The sequence below is a fragment of the Cupriavidus sp. TMH.W2 genome (assembly GCF_050847365.1).
In the GTDB taxonomy this organism is placed as follows: Bacteria; Pseudomonadota; Gammaproteobacteria; order Burkholderiales; family Burkholderiaceae; genus Cupriavidus.
Genome location: NZ_CP193792.1, coordinates 16367 through 34294, shown reverse-complemented (window position 1 = coordinate 34294; position 17928 = coordinate 16367). Strand labels below are relative to the sequence as shown.

Genomic DNA, 17928 nt, shown 5'->3' with positions numbered 1-17928 from the left:
CTACCTGGTGACATATGCGGTGAGGTAGTGTCCAATGCCGCTCGCTGTCAAACCTTTCTTACACTGAATCGAGCAACTGCAATGCAGGGAATAAAAACGAAGGCGTTCTGGCGCCGCATGGGCCTTGCGCTATGCGGCGCCGTGCTTCTCTCCGACGCCATCGCCTTGATGTCCATGGGCCTCTTCAACTTCGGCATCGTCCTGCCAGGCTGCATCGGCGCGTCATTCCTCCTCCTTGCATGGAGGTGGCCCCGCGTAGCCCACTGGCGAGCAGCGAGCCATAGGCGCCAGCAACTATGGCAAGCAGCGTGGATCGCATTCGCAGTGTGGCTGGCGACAGTGGCCGTCTTCTTCTACAACATCCACCGCAACACCGAAGCCGCCATCCCAGTAAGCTCCCTCGTAAAAGCCATCATCATCCTCGGCTCCGGCACACCAAACTGCGTCGCTTCGCCAACGCTGGTTGCACGGCTTGATCAGGGCTTGAAACAGGCTCGGCAATGGCCGCAGGCGAAGATCGCGGTCAGTGGCGGGCAGGATTTCGGGTTGCGATGCCGGAAGGCCGACATCATGGCTCACTATCTGACTGCCCGCGGTATCGCAGAAGACAGGCTGATCCGGGAAGGCCAAAGCACCAGCACGGAGGAGAACCTGGTGTTCAGCCGGCGCTTGCTTGAAAAGCAGGGCGTCGCCGCCACCGATCCCATTGTGGTGGTGACCAGCGATTTCCATGTACAGCGGGCGCTGCGGATTGCCCGAAAGGCAGGATTCGGGGAGGTCGCCGGGGTCGGGGCTGGAACGCCGCTCTACCTTCGGTATAACGCCTGGCTCCGTGAGTACTTCGCGGCGATCAGTGGATGGGTGTTGAGGGAGTATTGACGCCTGCGCAGCCCGCCATCAAGACAATGTGGCGAGCAACTTGATGAAGTTGCGTTTTGCGCGATAGGTCTCGCGAATCTCCTCCAGTTCGCGGCTGAATTCCGCTCGCTCCTTCAGCTTTGTCCGCAGGCTGCCGATGGCGCGCACGATTTCAAATGCTTCGTCATAGCGCGCATTGCGCGCACCGCTATCGACAGCGACGGGCAGCAGCCGCTGATAGAGGGTAATCGCGTCACGCGGATGCGTCATGCCGCGAACAGCTGCCATCTGGGGCCACAGCAGCGTCGAGACCAGACCACCGGTGAAGGCATCCCAGGCCAGGTCGTTCTTGTTCTCGGAGAGGAAAATCTTGACCAGTTCGCTGCGCGTCGGCGTCTGCCAGGCATCGCGCTTCGATTTTCCGGTCGACTCCTCCTTCTTGATAAGCGCCAAGAGGTGGTTGAGTGCGCGTTCCCGGGTTTCGTCAAGCCGACCGATGGCCGTCGCAACCTTCATTAAAATGGGGAACGCGTCGGCCCTCGGGCGTATCGCGAAACGACGCCATGCCAACGCATCGGCCTGGTCGAACGCTCCGCGATGCAGATAAGCGTCGACGCAGAAGTCGAGCAAGCGCAAGTCAACATTCCCGCCCACCTCCCTGAGGCCGCGCTCCGCCCACGCGAGTCCCTCGTCGAGGCGACCGTACTTCACGCAAACTTCCGCCACCTGCAGAAAGCAGTACTGACTCGACAAGTCCTTGGAGCCAATGCGAATGAGCGCATCAACGTCGCCGTCAAGCTCGGCCAGGGCTTCCATGGCGTGCTCGAGCCTCATACGCCGCGAGTCAAATGACTGGCGAGACTCGTCGCCCGGAGCAAGCGCGGGGAGGGCGTCCCAGGCCTCGCCAACCAGTTGGCGATAGCGGCGCAACCCGCTCTCGCCCAGCGGTTCTGCATACGCTGGCAGGACATCGTAGAAGGTGTCCCATCCTCCCTCTGCCTGCAGCCGGAAGAGTCGCTCCGCGAGCTTCACCGGGTCCGGGCCGGTCTGTTGGCATGCGTCAAGATGGACGGAGGCCAGCTCAAGGATGCCAGGCATCACCCCGCCGCCGGAATCGTCGATCTGCAAGAGACTTTCTTCCGCGCCGGCAATGGCCAGCTCCGACAGTTCGACCACTTGCGCCGCGTGCGGTCCGGCTAGCCGCTGGCGCAACACGTCTGCCAGCGACATCAGGCCATCGCCGTATGCGTCAGCCTCCCTCCAGTCCAGCGGCCGGGAAAGGCGTGTTGCCTGCCGCACCGCAGTTTTCATGCTGGGCAAATCGGATGCCTGTGCCGCACGCGCGGCAAGCAGCAGTTTGTCGCGTAACGTCAGGTCATGCTCGACGGCTTCCAGCAGCAGTTCCTGAAGCGCGTCCTTGTCCAGCGTCGCCACGTATTCGCGAATCACTTCCGCGTAGGTCTTTCGCTTCTTGCGTGGTTTCTCCTGGGTTACCTCTTCGGCATGGAATACCTCTTCGCCAGAGTTCTCGAGCCAGGCGAGTGCAACGGCTACCGCGTGCTTGCAGAAGATACCGTCATCGCCTACGGGACAGTTGCATGCATAGGCGAGTTGGCCATCCACGGTAACGGCCAGTTCGACACGGTAGCTGTGCGTGCCGCGGACACTGGCGCGAAGTACGCCTTCGCGCTCCTCAAGGCGAGACACGGCGCCGTCGTGAAAATAGGCCTTGCCGCGCGCGAACGTCTTGGGGTCGGCCAGCGCCTGGACCTCGGCAAGTGAGAGGGTTTCAGCAAGCTTTGAAGAATCGGACATGGAAAGGAACGTTCCATTGAAACAATGCCGCAACGGGCAGCGGACTGTCACGATGATACCTGCCTGAGCGCGAGGGTCTGGGACAGGCACAGCAATGGCCGCAGCCGAAGGTCGCAGTCAGTGGCGGGCAGGATTTCGGACTGCGGTGCCGAGGGACCGACCTCGTGGCTGACGATTTGATTTCCCGCGGTGTCGCCGCCGACTGGGTGATGCAGTTCAAACAGGCGGTCAGGGTAGAGTCGACCAAGTACATCGATCAGTCGATGGCTGACCTGCGACACGTGTTCAGCATGCTCGCTGTCGAACCTTTCTTACACTGAATCGAGCCACCGCAATGCAAGGAATGAAAACGAAGGCGTTCTGGCGCCGCATGGGCCTTGCGCTATGCGGCGCCGTCCTTCTCTCCGACGCCATCGCCTTGATGACCATGGGCCTGTTCAACTTCGGCATCGTCCTGCCAGGCTGCATCGGCGCGTCATTCCTGCTCCTTGCATGGCAGTGGCCCCTCGTAGCCCACTGGCGAGCAGCCAGCCACAGGCGCCAGCAACTATGGCAAGCAGCATGGATCGCGTTCGCCCTATGGTTGGCGACAGTGGCCGTTTTCTTCTACAACATCCATCACAACACCGAAGTCGCCATCCCAGGAAACTCCCCCGTAAATGCCATCATCATCCTCGGCTCCGGCACGCCAAACTGCGTCGCCTCACCAACGCTGGTTGCGCGGCTTGATCAAGGCTTGAAGCAGGCTCAGCGATGGCCGCAGGTGAAGGTCGCGGTCAGTGGCGGGCAAGATTTTGGGCTGCGGTGCCGGGAAGCCGACATCATGGCTGAGTACCTGATTGCCCACGGTGTCGCAGCAGGCCGGTTAATCCGGGAAGGGCGCAGCACCAGCACGGAAGAAAACCTGGTGTTCAGCCGGCGCTTGCTTGAAGAGCAGGGCGTCGCCGCCACCGATCCCATAGTGGTGGTGACCAGCGATTTCCATGTACAGCGGGCGGTGTGGATTGCCCGGAAGGCTGGGTTCCGGGAGGTCGCCGGGGTCGGGGCTGGAACGCCGCTCTACCTTCGGTATAACGCCTGGCTGCGGGAATACTTCGCGGCGATTAGCGGATGGGTGTTGAGGGAGTATTGACTCCCGTGCGCTCCCCCTCAACGCATTTTCCTGAACGCACGCGTTTCCAGTGCCGGACATCTGCGTACGTTGACACGACCTCCTTCACCACCAGGCGTCCTGACTGCGTTCAGTCTGCGCGGCGATCGGAACCTGGTGCCTGACCCAGATCCGCCATGGTTTGCGCTCCGTTGCCTGCGTGATCGGAACTGAGGGCTTACGGCGAGGCCCTGCTCAAGGGACTGACCGGGCGGCAGGCGTACTTTCTGGAGGTGCCCGGCACCGCAGCACTGCGGCACTGTCGGTGGTGGTCTCCTTCGAAGCGGTAGAGCAAGGGCGAGCCCTACACCGTCACCATCCGGCTGACGCACCCGCTGGCACTGGACCGGGCCGACCATCTGGGCCGCGAAGGGGCCTTCCTGATCGATCCCGTCGACGGCAGTGAGCCGCGCAAGTTTGCCGGCTGCATCACGCACTTCAGCCAAACCAGGCAGACCCGTGCGACTTCTACAGCTACGCGATCGTGGTGGAGCCGCTCATCGCGCAGCTACGGTTAACGCGGGCAGGTAGAGTGCACGCGCTCACAAATGTTGACCCTGATCAAGATTCATTTTTCCGAACTCGTCCCCGAGCGTTTCCTTAAGAAGCTCGCTGTAGGATACTCAACTCAGCTACCCGATCACATACGAAAGTCCTGGAAATCCTAAAAACCCTTTCACCCGGGGATTGCCATGCATTCGTCATTGATGTCTTGTGCGTCCTGTCGACTTAATCTTGTCCTCAATGAACTCGTCGCACATCAGGACATAGAATTAACAAACCTTCAGCTTACGAAGGAGAATCTGAATGAACTGAGGTTAAACCCATTCCGCAACATCCTCAAGAAAAGATATTGCTTGGCATTATCCATACTGGAGCGATCAAGTATAGATGAATTATTCCATATTAATCTTGCATCAAAATATCCGCAGAACGCACCCCATGCTCTCGCAAGAAATCTCCAGCAAACAACGTCTCCCTTACTCCAACTCGCTAACGTGGTGCATTTCAAACAATCCACGGACCGTAGCGCTCAGTATAAAATACGCGTAGATAATCGGGTTGCGTGTGTTTCATATCAACCCGCACCTACTGACATATCACTCGACGATATTGAATACACAACAGCCTGTCTCGTAACCATCATCAAGGAGATGCTCGGCCTAGAGATCGACCATATATGCTTTTGTCATTCTCTCGCAAAGCGCACTCTCTACGAGCAGAGGCTAGGATGTGCCGTTCACCAAACAAGAGGTGCAGCCGCCTCGGTATCAATTTCACTGCCCGAGGATCTAAACGACGAATTCCCCGCCTTCGGCACCGACGGACTCGCCACCGAAGGGATGAGCCCGAGTCCGACTGATGGTACCGAGAATATTGCCTCGTACTCCTTCAAAGCCGCACAACGACATGGATGCAAGGCCACGGAGGTCGCAAAGGAACTCAATATGAGCGTCGGCGGTCTTGCCAAGAGACTGCGACAAAGCGACGTCAATTTTCGCTCCATCTCAAGGATGGCAAAGATGCAAAGGACGCTAGAAATGATGCGTAATGGCAGCCCTAACAAGCTAATAGCAGATGCGCTCGGTTATTCCGACGTTTGCACCTTTAGCCGCGCATTTCGTAGCTGGTTCGGAATGCCACCGGCAGAATACAAGAAGACCATACTTGAGGAGAAAGAGAAATATGGTGGAATTTGATTCGATCTGGCTCAACCAGGCCGACCAGGTTACCGACGAGATCGCCATCGGAATCTCAGACCTATTGAATCAGTTGTCCTCGCGACCAAGAATTATCGACAAGACCGTCATTGATAACCTTCTTTGTTCATCCAATGTTCATATTTTGCTTGCTATATCCCACGGCCAACTCATTGGCATGCTGACGCTGGCCAACCTGATCCTTTTCTCGGGTCAAAAGGCCCTGATTGAAGACGTTGTGGTAACAAAGAACTGGAGGGGGAAAGGGATAGCTGACAGGCTCGTGCGTAGTGCAATCGAGAAAGCCAGGGACTTAGGTGCCACGAAGGTTGACCTGACCTCTCGTCCAGACCGACTCGCCGCAAACCGGCTTTATGAAAGATGTGGCTTTGAGCGTCGCGACACAAACTCGTACAGACTTAACCTGTAAGCCCTGCCCCAACCTATCCAGTTTCGGCTGGATATTCGTGGTCAGGGATCCTATTGAAGGATCTAGTAAATCTGCTGTATGCGCCATCTGACAGTTCCAGCATTCGATAGAGTTCGCCTAGCGGTGATGGATGGTCATCGACGCGTAGGTCAAGGATCGAATAGCCTCTGGGATGCCAGACCTTCAGCGCCGCTGATTGCTCCCCTCTTCTGTCGCCACCAACTCGCTGGCCTGCAGCAATAGCGACTAGCAATCTCTCTTGGAAAGGGAGTCGCGCTGCTTGCGCATATGTTGCTCGGGTGATCTCAATAACGCTTAAGGACGCAAGCATATTCCCAGCGACTGAGATGTTCTCACACGAAATATGCCCTTGCTCCGAGATGCATCCGGACCCGGTCCAGGCAAACGAGAGCCCATTCGCTGCCACGACATGAAATTGCCGGTCCGCTCTATCTGCGAGACTTCCGAGCCCCTTCATGAGTTCGGCGGTCCACTTCTGGCGGGCAAGGGTTGCGAGTATTCGCGAGCCTATGAAGGGGTTGATCTGTGACTGCACGACCGCAACGCCGTAGCGTCCGTCGCCGTAGATTGCCAAGCCGCCGACCGCGAGGAACCTCGATGCCACGCATACACCAAGTTCGCCTGATGCCGGGTCCCGGGCAATGATTGACCAGGTCACTCTAGCTATTCCTCAATATCAGATCGCGGAAGGAGAGCTGATCGTAGTGCCGAGTCAGCACGGCTGAGCCAGCGTGCGCTTCCGCGTGAATGCCGACCGTGAAATGAAGAGAAGGCTCACCAATGGCCTCCACGGAATGCCACAGCCCGGTTGGCACAAAGAGGATGTCGCCTTCGTCAAGCACGTACTCGTAGTCGAGTGCAGGCTGCACTCCATCGATCGAGGGGCCAGTGGATTCTGCTGCGAGAAGCCAACGCTTGCGTCCATGGCCTTGCAACACGATAACATCGTGGGAATCGAAATGCGGGTTGAACCCTGGTCGGTCTCCACAGACAAGGTATGCATTGACTTGAACCGGGGATTCCAACAAGGTAGACATCCGCCCGCAAAGAATACGCGCAGGTCGGTAATACCGCTCGCACTGATTGAGATTCAGAGTGGCCCCTTGCATATATAGTTGTCCCACACGCATTAAATCAAGCTCTGAATGGAGACGCCCGGCTCCATCCTGCACATCACTGCAAAATTCAGCCTTCCGGTGGTAACCGTTCCTATCCATGATACGCAGGAGCGGGAACGGTTCGCCATCCCGGTGCAAAACACGCGCCACGGCACTGACCTCGTCACAGAATGAGGCAAGGTCGAACAGTCCTCGAAGGAGGTCTCGTTTGCCGGGGCAGAACTGCCATCGCCCGGGCTCGGCCTCGGCGGCGCAGACCAACTCGTAGAGCCTGTCGGCCAGCCCCAACACCCTATCATCTAACAACCCTGTCCTGGAGGGACGCTTCCCTCTGCGCATACCGGTGGCTCCTCTAGCTGGTTGTCGAATCTAAAGCATGCGTGCTGTGGCTCGCCGATGGGCGACCAGCGCCGATAGGGGGTCGCATGCTTGTTGGAGCTGCAGAAGTTGCATGCCCACATCCCTCCACTGCCCGAACGCAATAGCCAGATTTGTCAATGACATCGCCAACTGGCCATCTGTAATCGCGCCACGGGACCATAGAAAAAATATAACGAAATAGAAACCCACTTGCCCAGACATGACGAAGGACATTTGTATCGTAGACGCCCTGGTAATGCCGAATAGCCAATGCAAAGTTGAGGCTCTCCATGAACAGACATGCTTTTCGATATCGGCAGCTTCGGTATCGCCTGGACACCCACGCGCAGCGGTCGATTCAAGGCAGCAAAGGAGCACGGCGCTGATGGAAGCGTCCATACCGAGCGCGTGGCCAGCCCTATTCGAAATGTTGCGCCCGCAACAAAAAATGCTCAAAAATAGGAACGCGAGCACCCAAACAGCCAATATCACCCCGATGGGGATTGATATTGCAGAGAATAGAACAATTAGTCCTATGGCCATTACCAGGCTGGGGAGAAGCCTGTTAATTACGATCTGACCCAGAGCCTGTGTGGCCCATGCCGCCCGCAGTATTACTCTCACGGACACGGCACTGGACGTTTCGGGAACGGATAGCACCCCAGCATCAGGTTGCACAGAATCCCGTATAAGCTTGAGCATAACCTGCATGCTAATAGTGTCACAAGCCCTAGTGCAATGGAAACGAAGGCAGAAGATGACAACGAGTAAACATACATTGATCAAGGCGTAAGTAAAAATTACTTCCCAATCCATTGCCCCTCCAGCGCTTCGAGCAGTCTCGACCATTCGCCCTAACAATACTGGAATCAGGAGTTCGAGAATCGAGGCTCCTAGGCGACCCAGGGCAATTATCAATAACAATACTCTTTTTTCTGAAGCGAGCACAAAGGCTTGTGTGTGTTGAAACCATGCGGTCGCAACACTCTCGCTGGAGACTGCTGAGTGGGCATCAGCCACAATCTAATCCTCAGCGAAATAATAGAATCCGACCAATGAGATGCGTGCTTCACTTTTGCGAAGTATGGGTGCCACATAATGAACGCCCATCCTAGGCACGTCGAAGATGATGAACGAGCCTGCGGTTGGCCTTAAGGCAAGGTCCGGTTCGGGGTGGTCCCGCCTATAGATTAAAGCTCCGTCGTCATGACCCTCGCTATAGGAAGGCGCGGCCAGGCAGTAACTGAACGCGATCGCCTTGGCTCCGTCTGCTCCGCTCCTGTCTGCATGCGGCCCGAGGAAGTCACCCTGTTCGTAATGTGTAATACCGACGAAACGAGCCCGACCAAGCCTGTATCCGCTGATAGATTGAAGTATCCCTAGCGTTTCTTGACTCTGCATGACAGACAGGAGGGCCTCAACAGCAGGAAACCTAGAAAATCGGACTATATCTAGACACCGGTAACAGTACGAAAATACGTTCTCGACGATGTATAGGTCGGCTCGCTCCCGCAATTTCTCAAGCTCCGGATCAAAGCGGTCTTTCCTGGCGAACCGGCCGCTGTCTGGGGAGTGAGCGACCCAGACGGCTTGCTCGGCATGGGAGACATAGAACTTCAGAAGTGCGTCCGACAGAGAGGGGCCGAACGGCGCAGCCGCCTGGAGGTACCCGGAAGTGCGAAAAGACTCCACTGCCTCCGCCGTCAAAGTGAAAGTCGGTAACATTGCTGCCTCTATGCTGCAGCAAGTTCACCAATCAATGGCTCACCCATGCAACTAAGCGCCGAGTTAATGATGTCGCGACCATGCCCCGTCAGCTTGCCGTAGCGGCGAATAACGTCAGTCGCATCTTGAAACTGCTTCTGGCGAACCGCACACCGCTCATCAATGAGCCCAGCTAGTCCTACACCGATTGACTTGCACTCCTTCAGTTTTGAAAGGCCATAGTGCATTCTGGCCGTCACGTATGCTGCATGAAAGAGGCCGTCCATTGTGCGGAGGTCGCTCCGCAATGGCGAAACAAAGCGCTCATCCCGCGAGTTCGTGACGACCGGATCATCCTGACAGAGCGCAAACAACAACAGATGGGCTGACTCATGCAAAAGAGCTTCGAGGAAGTACAGTTCGTGAACCGAGCGGCGCATATTAACCAGCACGGAACCCCACAAGGCAAACGAACTTGCAGACTCCGCGCCCATGTCGCTCGAACCCTTGTCGTCGAAAACAACGATCTGCACCACTAAGTGGCCAAGCTCCTGAAATAATGCCAAGTCGGCTTCAGGTAGGATCTCGTTCATTTGAGTAAGTCGCTCACCGACTTCGATGACATGCTTCTCATCTGGGATCTTGAGGATCAATCTCAACTTCTCGTCACAGTCAATATAATAATCATATATGTCCCATACGGAAGATGTCATTCCCTTCTTATATGGCGAAATCATGCTCTCTCGTGAGATAGACGGGGAAATAAAAATGAGAGCGGATGCCAGCCTATGCGCGTCTTCGATCATGCCAGATCTGATCATACAGAGCATGCGGTTAAATACCGCATAAACTGCCGGATTTATTCTATCCGCACGCGCAAGTGCCGCACAATATTCCACCGGATTATAAGAAAACTGGCTCTGAGCGTTGAACTGGTTACCCGCCCTCTTGCATCCGCGAGCGAGCCATGACCACAACGTGCCGCTCTCGGCACACACCGGCCCAGCTCCCCACGCAGTGAGCACGCGACTAGAGTGCGTACTGCTTGTCGCGTTCGCTAACCTCGACTAGCCTGCTATCGATGTCGATTCCTCGCTGCGCTGCGATACCCATTTGATGCCAGAACGCTCGACCACCCGATATGGCAAGGCGCTGCAGCGCCTGCGCCAGGTCTTTTCCCCGTTGAACCTTGGCGCGGCGGCGTGGTTAATTGCAACATGGGCGTTCGCGGCGTTTCAGCTCGTGAGCGAGCGGGACCGCTTGCTGCACGACGCGGCGGAGCGTACCCAGGCGGAGGCCCAGGCGTTCGGCGCGTACTCCAAATCCAGCATCCTGCGGCTGTCCGAGTTCCTCCTTGACCTGCGGGCCAGTTGGCTGGTCGGCCAGGCGGGGTTCATCGAGATGGTGCATGAGCGGGAAAACCTGGTGGTGGACCTGTCGTTCCAGGTGTCGGTGATCGACAAGCACGGCCTGCTCCTCTACTCGTCCATCGCCCCGCCCGCCCCCGGCGAGAAGGTGGACCTGAGCGGGCGCGAGCATTTCCGGGTCCATCAGGTCGCGGGCGGGCGCGACATGCTGTTCATCAGCGACCCGGTAAAGGGCAAGGTCTCGCGCAAATGGTCGATCCAGTTCACGCGCCCCATCCTGCGCGCGGGCAGCTTCGACGGGGTTATCGTGGTGTCGGTCAGTCCGGAGCAGCTCGCCAGCTTTGCGCAGACGTTCACAAACCGCGATGGCGAAGTGGCATCGGTCATCAAGACGTCCGGCCAGGTCATTGCGCGCGTGCCGGCCCTGGAGGGCTCGCTGGCCAGGGCGGTCAGCAACAGGCCGTACCTGGCCAGCGGGTCGCCCCAATCTGGTAGTTATCGGGCGGTGTCGGGTTCCGAAGGCGTGGAGCGGGTCTTCGGCTATTACCGTGTGCCGGAGTTCGGGCTCAATTTCGTGGTGGGCGAGTCCGTCAGCCTGGTGCTGGCGCCCTACGAGGTCTATCGCCGCGTTTCCCTGGCCGGTGCCATGGCTTCCACGCTGCTGCTTGGCCTGTTGTACTACAGCCTGCGCCGCTCCATGGCGGAGCGACGGCGCCATATGGAGGAGATGCGGCTGGCTTCGCTGGTTTATTCGTCCAGCAGCGAGGCCATGGTGGTGACCTCGCTCGATGGCACCATCATCGACGTGAACCCGGCCTTTGCCGCCGCCACCGGCTATACAGTCGCGGAGATCAAGGGCCGCTCGGGCTATAGCGTCAGCGGGGCAGGCAATGCGGCAGGGCTGGTCGAGCGCCTGCGGGCCACCGTGGCAGCCAAGGGCAGATGGAGCGGCGAATTCTCGATTCGCCGCAAGGACGGCAGCGAGTTTCCCGCCTACCTGACCGTGGATACCTACCTGGCCCACGCGTATGGCGAGCGCCGCCGCGTTGCGCTGATCCATGACATGACCGAGAAGCGCCAGGCGGAGGAAGTCATCCGGCACCAGGCGAATTTTGATGCGCTCACGGATCTGCCCAACCGCCGCCTGTTCTTCGACCGGCTGGAACAGGAGATCGGGCGTTCGCGCGGCACGGAGGATGTGCTGGCGCTGCTGTTCATCGACCTGGATCGCTTCAAGGAGGTGAACGATACCCTCGGCCACGACCAGGGCGACCTGTTGCTGCTGGAGGCGGCGCGGCGCATTGCGGCATCGGTGCGCGCGTCGGATACCGTGGCGCGGCTGGCCGGCGACGAGTTCACCGTGATCCTGCCCGCGGTGGGCGATGCCAGCGTTGCCGGGGGCATTGCCCAGGCCATCCTGGAGCGGATTGCCGCGCCTTATCGCTTGGCCGGCGAGCTGGTGGTGGTGTCGGCCAGCATCGGCGTGGCCACCTACCCCAAGGACGCCGACAACGCCGAGGACCTGCTGGTGTGCGCCGACCAGGCGATGTTTGCCGCCAAGGAAGAGGGCCGCAATCGCTGGAAGGTCTTCACCCAGGCGCTGCTGCAGGCGGAGAGGGAGCGCCTGCGCATCACGCAGGACCTGCGCACGGCGCTGGCGTCCGGGCAGTTCGCGCTGCACTACCAGCCCATTGTCAATCTGCAAACGGGCAAGGTCTGCAAGGCCGAGGCCCTGATCCGCTGGGATCATCCGGTACGCGGGCCGATCCACCCGGCCGATTTCATTGCCGTTGCGGAGGAATCCGGCCTCATCATCGACATCGGCCGCTGGGTGCTGACGGAAGCGCTAAACCAGCTAGCGCGCTGGCAGGTGCTGCTGGGCAATGGCTTCCAGATCTCGGTCAACAAATCACCAGTGGAGTTCAGCGCGCCTGCGAGCGGGCCCGAGTCCTGGTCCAGCATGATCGAGCGCAGGAACGTGCCGGTGGGCAGCCTCGTCATCGAGATCACCGAAGGCTCGCTGATGGAGCAGAACGCCGATGTCATGGACCAGCTATCCCGCTTCCAGGCGGCCGGCATCGAGATCGCGCTCGACGACTTCGGCACCGGCTACTCGTCCTTGTCGTACCTGCGGCGCCTGGACATTGACTACATTAAGATCGACCAGTCCTTCATCCGCTCGCTGACGCGGGGCCCGGACGACGTGGCCTTGTGCCGCGCCATCATCAGCATGGCGCATGCGCTGCGCATCCGCGTAATTGCCGAGGGCGTCGAGACCGAGTCGCAGCGCGACATCCTGCTGGCTGCCGGCTGCGACTACGGGCAAGGCCACTTCTTCTGCCCGCCGGTGGAGGCCAGGGCGTTCGAGGCCTATGTGAGTGCGGTGACTTGAATGCCACTGCACCAGAGAGCAAACGGCGCGAGACCAGTTGGCTCGCGCCGTTTGCTTTTCAGCGCTGCTCATCCGTTGGGCGGGTAAGCAGGACGTGCAGGCAATGGCCGACGCCGCCGTGAATGGCAGCAGGACTCGCTTCATCATGGCCGCTATTTCGGCCCTTCATTGAATGCCCTGAACTTCTTCACATCTGCCATCTTGTAGTAGAGCTTCATCGTGGAGCCCTTCGATGCTGGAATTCGCCCCACAAAGGCCGATCTCACGAAAGCGGCGCTGCCGTTTCCATTGCTTTCCATCACACACACATATCGCTGCCCACGCTGGCGCAGCACAGCGTAAGCGGCAAGGCTCGGTTCCTCAACTCTTGACGGTTGAAACCTTCCCACAGCGACCGCTCGCATGATGAATCCGCGACGCGCCCCGACAAAGATGTAGTCGTTGCTTCCGCGCTTGCTGGTTGCGTAGCCTATCCGAAGCTTGTTGCTGTCACTTCCAGGGGAAAACAGCTGGTAGCCGGGCACAGTAATCTCGTCGATCAGATTCGCATCCCCTTCAATTGGGCTGATCGAGATCGAAGCGTCAGTCGATCTGTCGAATAGGAGGCAGCTATCGATGACCGCCTCGGACACCTGTTTCGCGTGAGCGGAAACTGACAGCGTGAGGAGCAAAGGCATGAGAGTAGATCGCATCATTTGTATTCCTTAGCGCGAGTGGCAGTAACCCAGTCTTGGCCGTAGCGCCAAAAGATAGTGCCCCCCGCAGCGGCAGTAGACTCATAGGCCCAGGAGTAGCGACCAACCTCCTCCTTTACAGTCTTGACGTGTCCGTTGACCTTCTTCTTGGCGATCTTATACAGAATCTTTGTTTTCTCTGACCCACTGATTCCGTAGATATTGTGTGCCGGATCCGTGAAGTGAATGCCGGACTTCACCTTCGCATGATTCTTGTAGTTTGACTTGATGTCTGCTCCGTCCCAAAAGTACGCGCCGTTCGAGTAGTCCACACCTCCAGAGAATGCATTTCTCGCGGCCCTAACCGCATCCGACATGGCCGAACTCTTTTCGATAACTTTTTCCACGGACTTCATCAACCTGGCGTAGCGCGCGTTGCCATCTGTTCTCACAAAGGAAAAGTTTTTATCCTTTGTTGTAAAGGCGTCAATTGATGAATAACCGCGCGCCTTCATTTGACGAACCATAACGCTTGCCAGCGCCGCCATCTCTTCATATTGGTCGCGTGTGGAGGATTCGCCGTAGGCAATGGCTGCCAGCAAGCGCTCCTCCGAAGTGAGTTTGGAAGATTCTGTCATGGTCGCGCTTCGATAGTTTTGTCCAGCCACATGACGATGCGCACTGCGACATCGCCGCCCACTGCTGCGGTCGTCCCGCTAAATGCAGCATTCTGGGTAACCCGCTGATCCTCAATGAACAAGTCATATCGATAGCCGGACTCAGGTCCACCCGTGTCGGCATCAACAAGCTCGTAGTACTGCTCAATGATCTGCGTGTCGTGACTAGTCGCAGCTACGTCGGAACTCAACCCTGCCGAGTAAGGCGGCGACGCGTGCTGACTCCCTCGGCTCACTTCAATTCTGAAGTCGGACTGCGAGTGTATGACCAGTGGCCGCGTAGCACACTTGCAATAGACGCGGGCACCGCTTACCAGGATCTGCTTCCCGTGTATGTTGAACGATGGGCAGCAGTCGTTCATCACTGGCCCGCCAGCCTTGCAGGCCGGGCACGTCGCATAGTCACCCTCAACACCGACCGTCAGGCCATGATGAAACATGCTATGGCCGGTGGCAACAAGCGTGCCTCCGGTACTGGTCTTATCCCCGTTTCGAAGCGCGTAGCGAATATCAGGCATTACGACTCCATGTTGTCTGTGTTGGAAGTGAAGACGTCGATTGGGACGAAGTGCCATTGCGCGGCATCGAAATCGTACATTGCCAACTGGTTGATATCGCAGCCTACCGGAACCGTGCCGGGCATTAATTCGATAGCCCGCGCGACATGCTGCATGCGCTGCCGCTCGTCAAGAGCCAATACCCGGTTATGGCATTCGGCGTGCGCAAACAGTCCCGCACTTTCTCGCATCCGGACATAGTGTGCGAGGTCCTTGCTGTTGATATTCAAGTCGACGGCCTTCATGGCTTCAGGTGACACCCTGACTGTATCCATGCCATATAAGCCAACAAGGCCTCCCTTTCGCCGAGTGACCAGTTGCCGGTCACTCGCCCCCCATCCGCAATGCAGGAAGTAATGCAGCCTGCCGCCGTTGTCCTCAATGAGCTCACGCGGGTCAAACTCATAGGCAGGAATGGCGTGGTACTGCTCGCCTGACTTGGAGAGAAACGCGGCAGCGATGTAGGCATCGAATGGCGAGAGGTAGACAGACATGCCATTTCCCTCGCCTCGGTTCTCATGGTCAATGTACTCACATGACACGCGACAGTAGTTCGGCGTATCTGCCTTTGGCTGATAGCGAACGAGGATGTAAAGATCTGGCGAGGTATGGAGGACGTGCCCGCAAGACCGAAGGTGTGAAGGAGAGCTCAACTGTTCACCTCTAACGACTGAAAAGAGTCCGAATCCGCCCCTGTGTGCACAATGCATATGCAGACGCCAAAGGCACCGTTGGCCGCGGTGACTCGCTCTACCTTGGGCTTCAATCCGCTCCCATCGCTAAGACCGCGTTTGCCAATACCAAGATGTACCCAACGTTAGTTCGTGCATCCATAGGCCGCCCCTTAAAGTTGTCCTTCTTTCGAATTCAGAGGCCGTTAGAATTTGCGCCCCATATCTCTGATCGTCTCCTCGCAAAGGATTGCTCCAGACTTGTCCATGCGCCTGGACGCAAGCGGCCAATGTCCCGGCATTGTCTTGGGCCGGTCCGGGAATGCCGAGATCACCTTTCAACAGCTCAATGCCAGCACGGAGGAGAACCTGGTGTTCAGCCGGCGCTTGCTTGAAGAGCAGGGCGTCGCCGCCGCCGATCCCATTGTGGTGGTGACCAGCGATTTCCATGTACAGCGGGCGCTGCGGATTGCCCGGAAGGCAGGATTCGGGGAGGTTGCCGGAGTCGGGGCTGGAACGCCGCTCTACCTTCGGTATAACGCCTGGCTCCGTGAGTATTTCGCGGCGATTAGTGGCTGGGTGTTGAGGGAGTATTGAAGCTCCGGACTTGCGGAATGCCACCATACTCGCTTCATGCAGGTGAACGATACCCTCGGCCACGACCAGGGCGACCTGTTGCTGCTGGAGGCGGCGCGGCGCATTGCGGCATCGGTGCGCGCGTCGGATACCGTGGCGCGGCTGGCCGGCGACGAGTTCACCGTGATCCTGCCCGCGGTGGGCGATGCCAGCGTTGCCGGGGGCATTGCCCAGGCCATCCTGGAGCGGATTGCCGCGCCTTATCGCTTGGCCGGCGAACTGGTGGTGGTGTCGGCCAGCATCGGCGTGGCGACCTGGCCCAAGGACGCCGACAACGCCGAGGACCTGCTGGTGTGCGCCGACCAGGCGATGTTTGCCGCCAAGGAGGAGGGCCGGAATCGCTGGAAGGTCTTCACCCAGGCGCTGCTCCAGGCGGAGAGGGAGCGCCTGCGCATCACGCAGGACCTGCGCACGGCGCTGGCGTCCGGGCAGTTCGCGCTGCACTACCAGCCCATTGTCAATCTGCAAACGGGCAAGGTCTGCAAGGCCGAGGCCCTGATCCGCTGGGATCATCCGGTACGCGGGCCGATCCACCCGGCCGATTTCATTGCCGTTGCGGAGGAATCCGGCCTCATCATCGACATCGGCCGCTGGGTGCTGACGGAAGCGCTGGACCAGCTTGCGCGCTGGCAGGTGCTGCTGGGCAAGGGCTTCCAGATCTCGGTCAACAAATCACCAGTGGAGTTCAGCGCGCCTGCGAGCGGGCCCGAGTCCTGGTCCAGCATGATCGAGCGTAGGAACGTGCCGGTGGGCAGCCTTGTCATCGAGATCACCGAAGGCTCGCTGATGGAGCAGAACGCCGATGTCATGGACCAGCTATCCCGCTTCCAGGCGGCCGGCATCGAGATCGCGCTCGACGACTTCGGCACCGGCTACTCGTCCTTGTCGTACCTGCGGCGCCTGGACATTGACTACATCAAGATCGACCAGTCCTTCATCCGCTCGCTGACGCGGGGCCCGGACGACGTGGCCTTGTGCCGCGCCATCATCAGCATGGCGCATGCGCTGCGCATCCGCGTGATTGCCGAGGGCGTCGAGACCGAGTCGCAGCGCGACATCCTGCTGGCTGCCGGCTGCGACTACGGGCAAGGGCACTTCTTTTGTCCGCCGGTGGAGGCGAGTGCGTTCGAGGCCTATGTGAGTGCCGTGACTTGAATGCCACCGCACCAGAATGCAAACGGCGCGAGACCAGTTGGCTCGCGCCGTTTGCTTTTCAGCGCTGCTCATCCGTTGGGCGGATAAGCAGGCTCTGCCTCGTCAGACCAGCGCCTGCAGGCGGTCGGCGCTCTCGATCAGCTGTTGCCTGAGCGGCAAAAGCAGGGCGTGCAGGCCGATGCTTTGGGGGATGGTGTCGCTCTGCAGCTCCAGCAAGGTCAGGAGGGACTGCATGCCGGCGCTGACGCGCAGGATGTCGTCAGTGGCTTCGAGGATGTGGTCCTCGAGGGTGACGGCTTTGCTGGGCGGGGGTGGGGCGGCTTTGGCCTGGCGGCGGGCCTGGGCGCGGTCGATCTTGGCCAGGTTTTCGGCTAGTTGGGCTTGCTTTTGGGCGAGGGTGGGCTCTTGGGGAGCCGGGGTGGTGCTAGTCATTGCGACCTCCGTACGTGAATGATGGAGGCTCGTCGTCCGCTGTCAATCGGGTGGGCGAGCACGAAGCAGGGTTGACAGACCGGCACGTACCACCGGCGAGCCCGAAGACTCCCCCGCCGCAGCCCGCCCTTTAGGGGCGTACGTAGGCGAAAGACGAGAGGATACCGCTTCGCTGCTCGTCCGGTGTACGTGGGTCAGGCTGTCAAACCTG

Annotated in this window: 18 protein-coding genes and 1 pseudogene; 9 read left to right on the top strand and 10 right to left on the bottom strand. The window is 58.8% G+C overall.

What is annotated here, in order from left to right; genetic code table 11:
- Positions 1–27: 27 nt before the first annotated feature.
- Positions 28–879 (top strand): YdcF family protein, encoded by an 852-nt coding sequence (locus ACREYQ_RS00165; RefSeq protein ID WP_432258810.1) that lies wholly within the window; start codon positions 28–30, stop codon positions 877–879.
- Between the two features lie 18 nt (positions 880–897).
- Here the strand turns inward: ACREYQ_RS00165 and ACREYQ_RS00160 are convergent, their stop codons facing one another.
- Positions 898–2673: an SWIM zinc finger family protein gene (locus ACREYQ_RS00160; RefSeq protein WP_432258809.1), complete on the bottom strand. Its 1776-nt coding sequence runs from the start codon at positions 2671–2673 to the stop codon at positions 898–900.
- Positions 2674–2837: 164 nt separating this feature from the next.
- On the opposite strand from ACREYQ_RS00160, the gene ACREYQ_RS00155 reads away from it, so the two are divergent.
- The 4 genes from ACREYQ_RS00155 (at position 2838) to ACREYQ_RS00140 (ending at position 5953) form a co-directional block, all read left to right on the top strand.
- Positions 2838–2993 carry a hypothetical protein gene (locus ACREYQ_RS00155; protein WP_432258808.1) on the top strand — a complete coding sequence of 52 codons (156 nt, stop codon included), beginning with the start codon at positions 2838–2840 and terminating at the stop codon, positions 2991–2993.
- Positions 2994–3016: 23 nt separating this feature from the next.
- Positions 3017–3805 (top strand): YdcF family protein, encoded by a 789-nt coding sequence (locus tag ACREYQ_RS00150; protein WP_432258807.1) that lies wholly within the window; start codon positions 3017–3019, stop codon positions 3803–3805.
- Positions 3806–4515: 710 nt separating this feature from the next.
- Entirely contained in the window at positions 4516–5523 is a 1008-nt protein-coding gene (locus tag ACREYQ_RS00145) for a helix-turn-helix domain-containing protein (RefSeq protein WP_432258806.1), read from the top strand.
- Positions 5510–5953, top strand: coding sequence for a GNAT family N-acetyltransferase (locus tag ACREYQ_RS00140; RefSeq protein WP_432258805.1), 444 nt, complete (start codon positions 5510–5512; stop codon positions 5951–5953). Before ACREYQ_RS00145 ends, ACREYQ_RS00140 begins: the two co-directional genes overlap by 14 nt.
- Before the next feature lie 13 nt (positions 5954–5966).
- Here the strand turns inward: ACREYQ_RS00140 and ACREYQ_RS00135 are convergent, their stop codons facing one another.
- Together ACREYQ_RS00135 and ACREYQ_RS00130 are read right to left on the bottom strand one after the other, a co-directional pair.
- Positions 5967–6632 carry a DUF1028 domain-containing protein gene (locus ACREYQ_RS00135; RefSeq protein ID WP_432258804.1) on the bottom strand — a complete coding sequence of 222 codons (666 nt, stop codon included), beginning with the start codon at positions 6630–6632 and terminating at the stop codon, positions 5967–5969.
- A gap of 1 nt (position 6633) precedes the next feature.
- Positions 6634–7380, bottom strand: a complete 747-nt coding sequence (locus ACREYQ_RS00130; protein WP_432258803.1) for a JmjC domain-containing protein — start codon at positions 7378–7380, stop codon at positions 6634–6636.
- 372 nt (positions 7381–7752) lie between these two features.
- Here ACREYQ_RS00130 and ACREYQ_RS00125 point away from each other — a divergent pair, with 372 nt between their 5' ends.
- A complete protein-coding gene (locus tag ACREYQ_RS00125; protein ID WP_432258802.1) occupies positions 7753–7914 on the top strand; it encodes a hypothetical protein in 162 nt (53 codons plus the stop codon).
- Positions 7915–8475: 561 nt separating this feature from the next.
- Here the strand turns inward: ACREYQ_RS00125 and ACREYQ_RS00120 are convergent.
- Entirely contained in the window at positions 8476–8853 is a 378-nt protein-coding gene (locus ACREYQ_RS00120; RefSeq protein ID WP_432260443.1) for a 2OG-Fe(II) oxygenase, read from the bottom strand.
- A gap of 332 nt (positions 8854–9185) precedes the next feature.
- Positions 9186–9962: an aKG-HExxH-type peptide beta-hydroxylase gene (locus ACREYQ_RS00115; protein ID WP_432258801.1), complete on the bottom strand. Its 777-nt coding sequence runs from the start codon at positions 9960–9962 to the stop codon at positions 9186–9188.
- A 310-nt stretch (positions 9963–10272) separates the two neighbouring features.
- Between ACREYQ_RS00115 and ACREYQ_RS00110 the strand changes: the two genes are divergently transcribed.
- Entirely contained in the window at positions 10273–12915 is a 2643-nt protein-coding gene (locus ACREYQ_RS00110; RefSeq protein ID WP_432258800.1) for a bifunctional diguanylate cyclase/phosphodiesterase, read from the top strand.
- 152 nt (positions 12916–13067) lie between these two features.
- On the opposite strand, the gene ACREYQ_RS00105 is transcribed toward ACREYQ_RS00110, so the two are convergent.
- The 4 genes from ACREYQ_RS00105 to ACREYQ_RS00090 are packed head-to-tail and all read right to left on the bottom strand — an operon-like array spanning position 13068 to position 15317.
- Complete coding sequence (locus tag ACREYQ_RS00105) at positions 13068–13610, bottom strand: hypothetical protein (protein ID WP_432258799.1); 543 nt, start codon at positions 13608–13610, stop codon at positions 13068–13070.
- On the bottom strand, positions 13607–14227 hold the full coding sequence (locus ACREYQ_RS00100; protein WP_432258798.1) for a hypothetical protein: 621 nt from the start codon (positions 14225–14227) through the stop codon (positions 13607–13609). The genes ACREYQ_RS00105 and ACREYQ_RS00100 overlap by 4 nt, the downstream gene beginning before the upstream one ends.
- Positions 14224–14784 carry a PAAR domain-containing protein gene (locus tag ACREYQ_RS00095; protein ID WP_432258797.1) on the bottom strand — a complete coding sequence of 187 codons (561 nt, stop codon included), beginning with the start codon at positions 14782–14784 and terminating at the stop codon, positions 14224–14226. Before ACREYQ_RS00095 ends, ACREYQ_RS00100 begins: the two co-directional genes overlap by 4 nt.
- Positions 14784–15317 (bottom strand): hypothetical protein, encoded by a 534-nt coding sequence (locus ACREYQ_RS00090; protein WP_432258796.1) that lies wholly within the window; start codon positions 15315–15317, stop codon positions 14784–14786. The genes ACREYQ_RS00095 and ACREYQ_RS00090 overlap by 1 nt, the downstream gene beginning before the upstream one ends.
- A 444-nt stretch (positions 15318–15761) precedes the next feature.
- Between ACREYQ_RS00090 and ACREYQ_RS00085 the strand changes: the two genes are divergently transcribed.
- Positions 15762–16091: a YdcF family protein gene (locus ACREYQ_RS00085; RefSeq protein ID WP_432260442.1), complete on the top strand. Its 330-nt coding sequence runs from the start codon at positions 15762–15764 to the stop codon at positions 16089–16091.
- A gap of 30 nt (positions 16092–16121) precedes the next feature.
- Positions 16122–17285: pseudogene (locus tag ACREYQ_RS00080) on the top strand (putative bifunctional diguanylate cyclase/phosphodiesterase); the annotation flags it as partial.
- A 102-nt stretch (positions 17286–17387) separates the two neighbouring features.
- On the opposite strand, the gene ACREYQ_RS00075 reads toward ACREYQ_RS00080, so the two are convergent.
- The gene (locus ACREYQ_RS00075; RefSeq protein ID WP_432258795.1) at positions 17388–17717 is read right to left on the bottom strand and encodes a DUF1484 family protein; all 330 of its coding nucleotides are present in this window, start codon (positions 17715–17717) and stop codon (positions 17388–17390) included.
- Between the last annotated feature and the right edge of the window lie 211 nt (positions 17718–17928).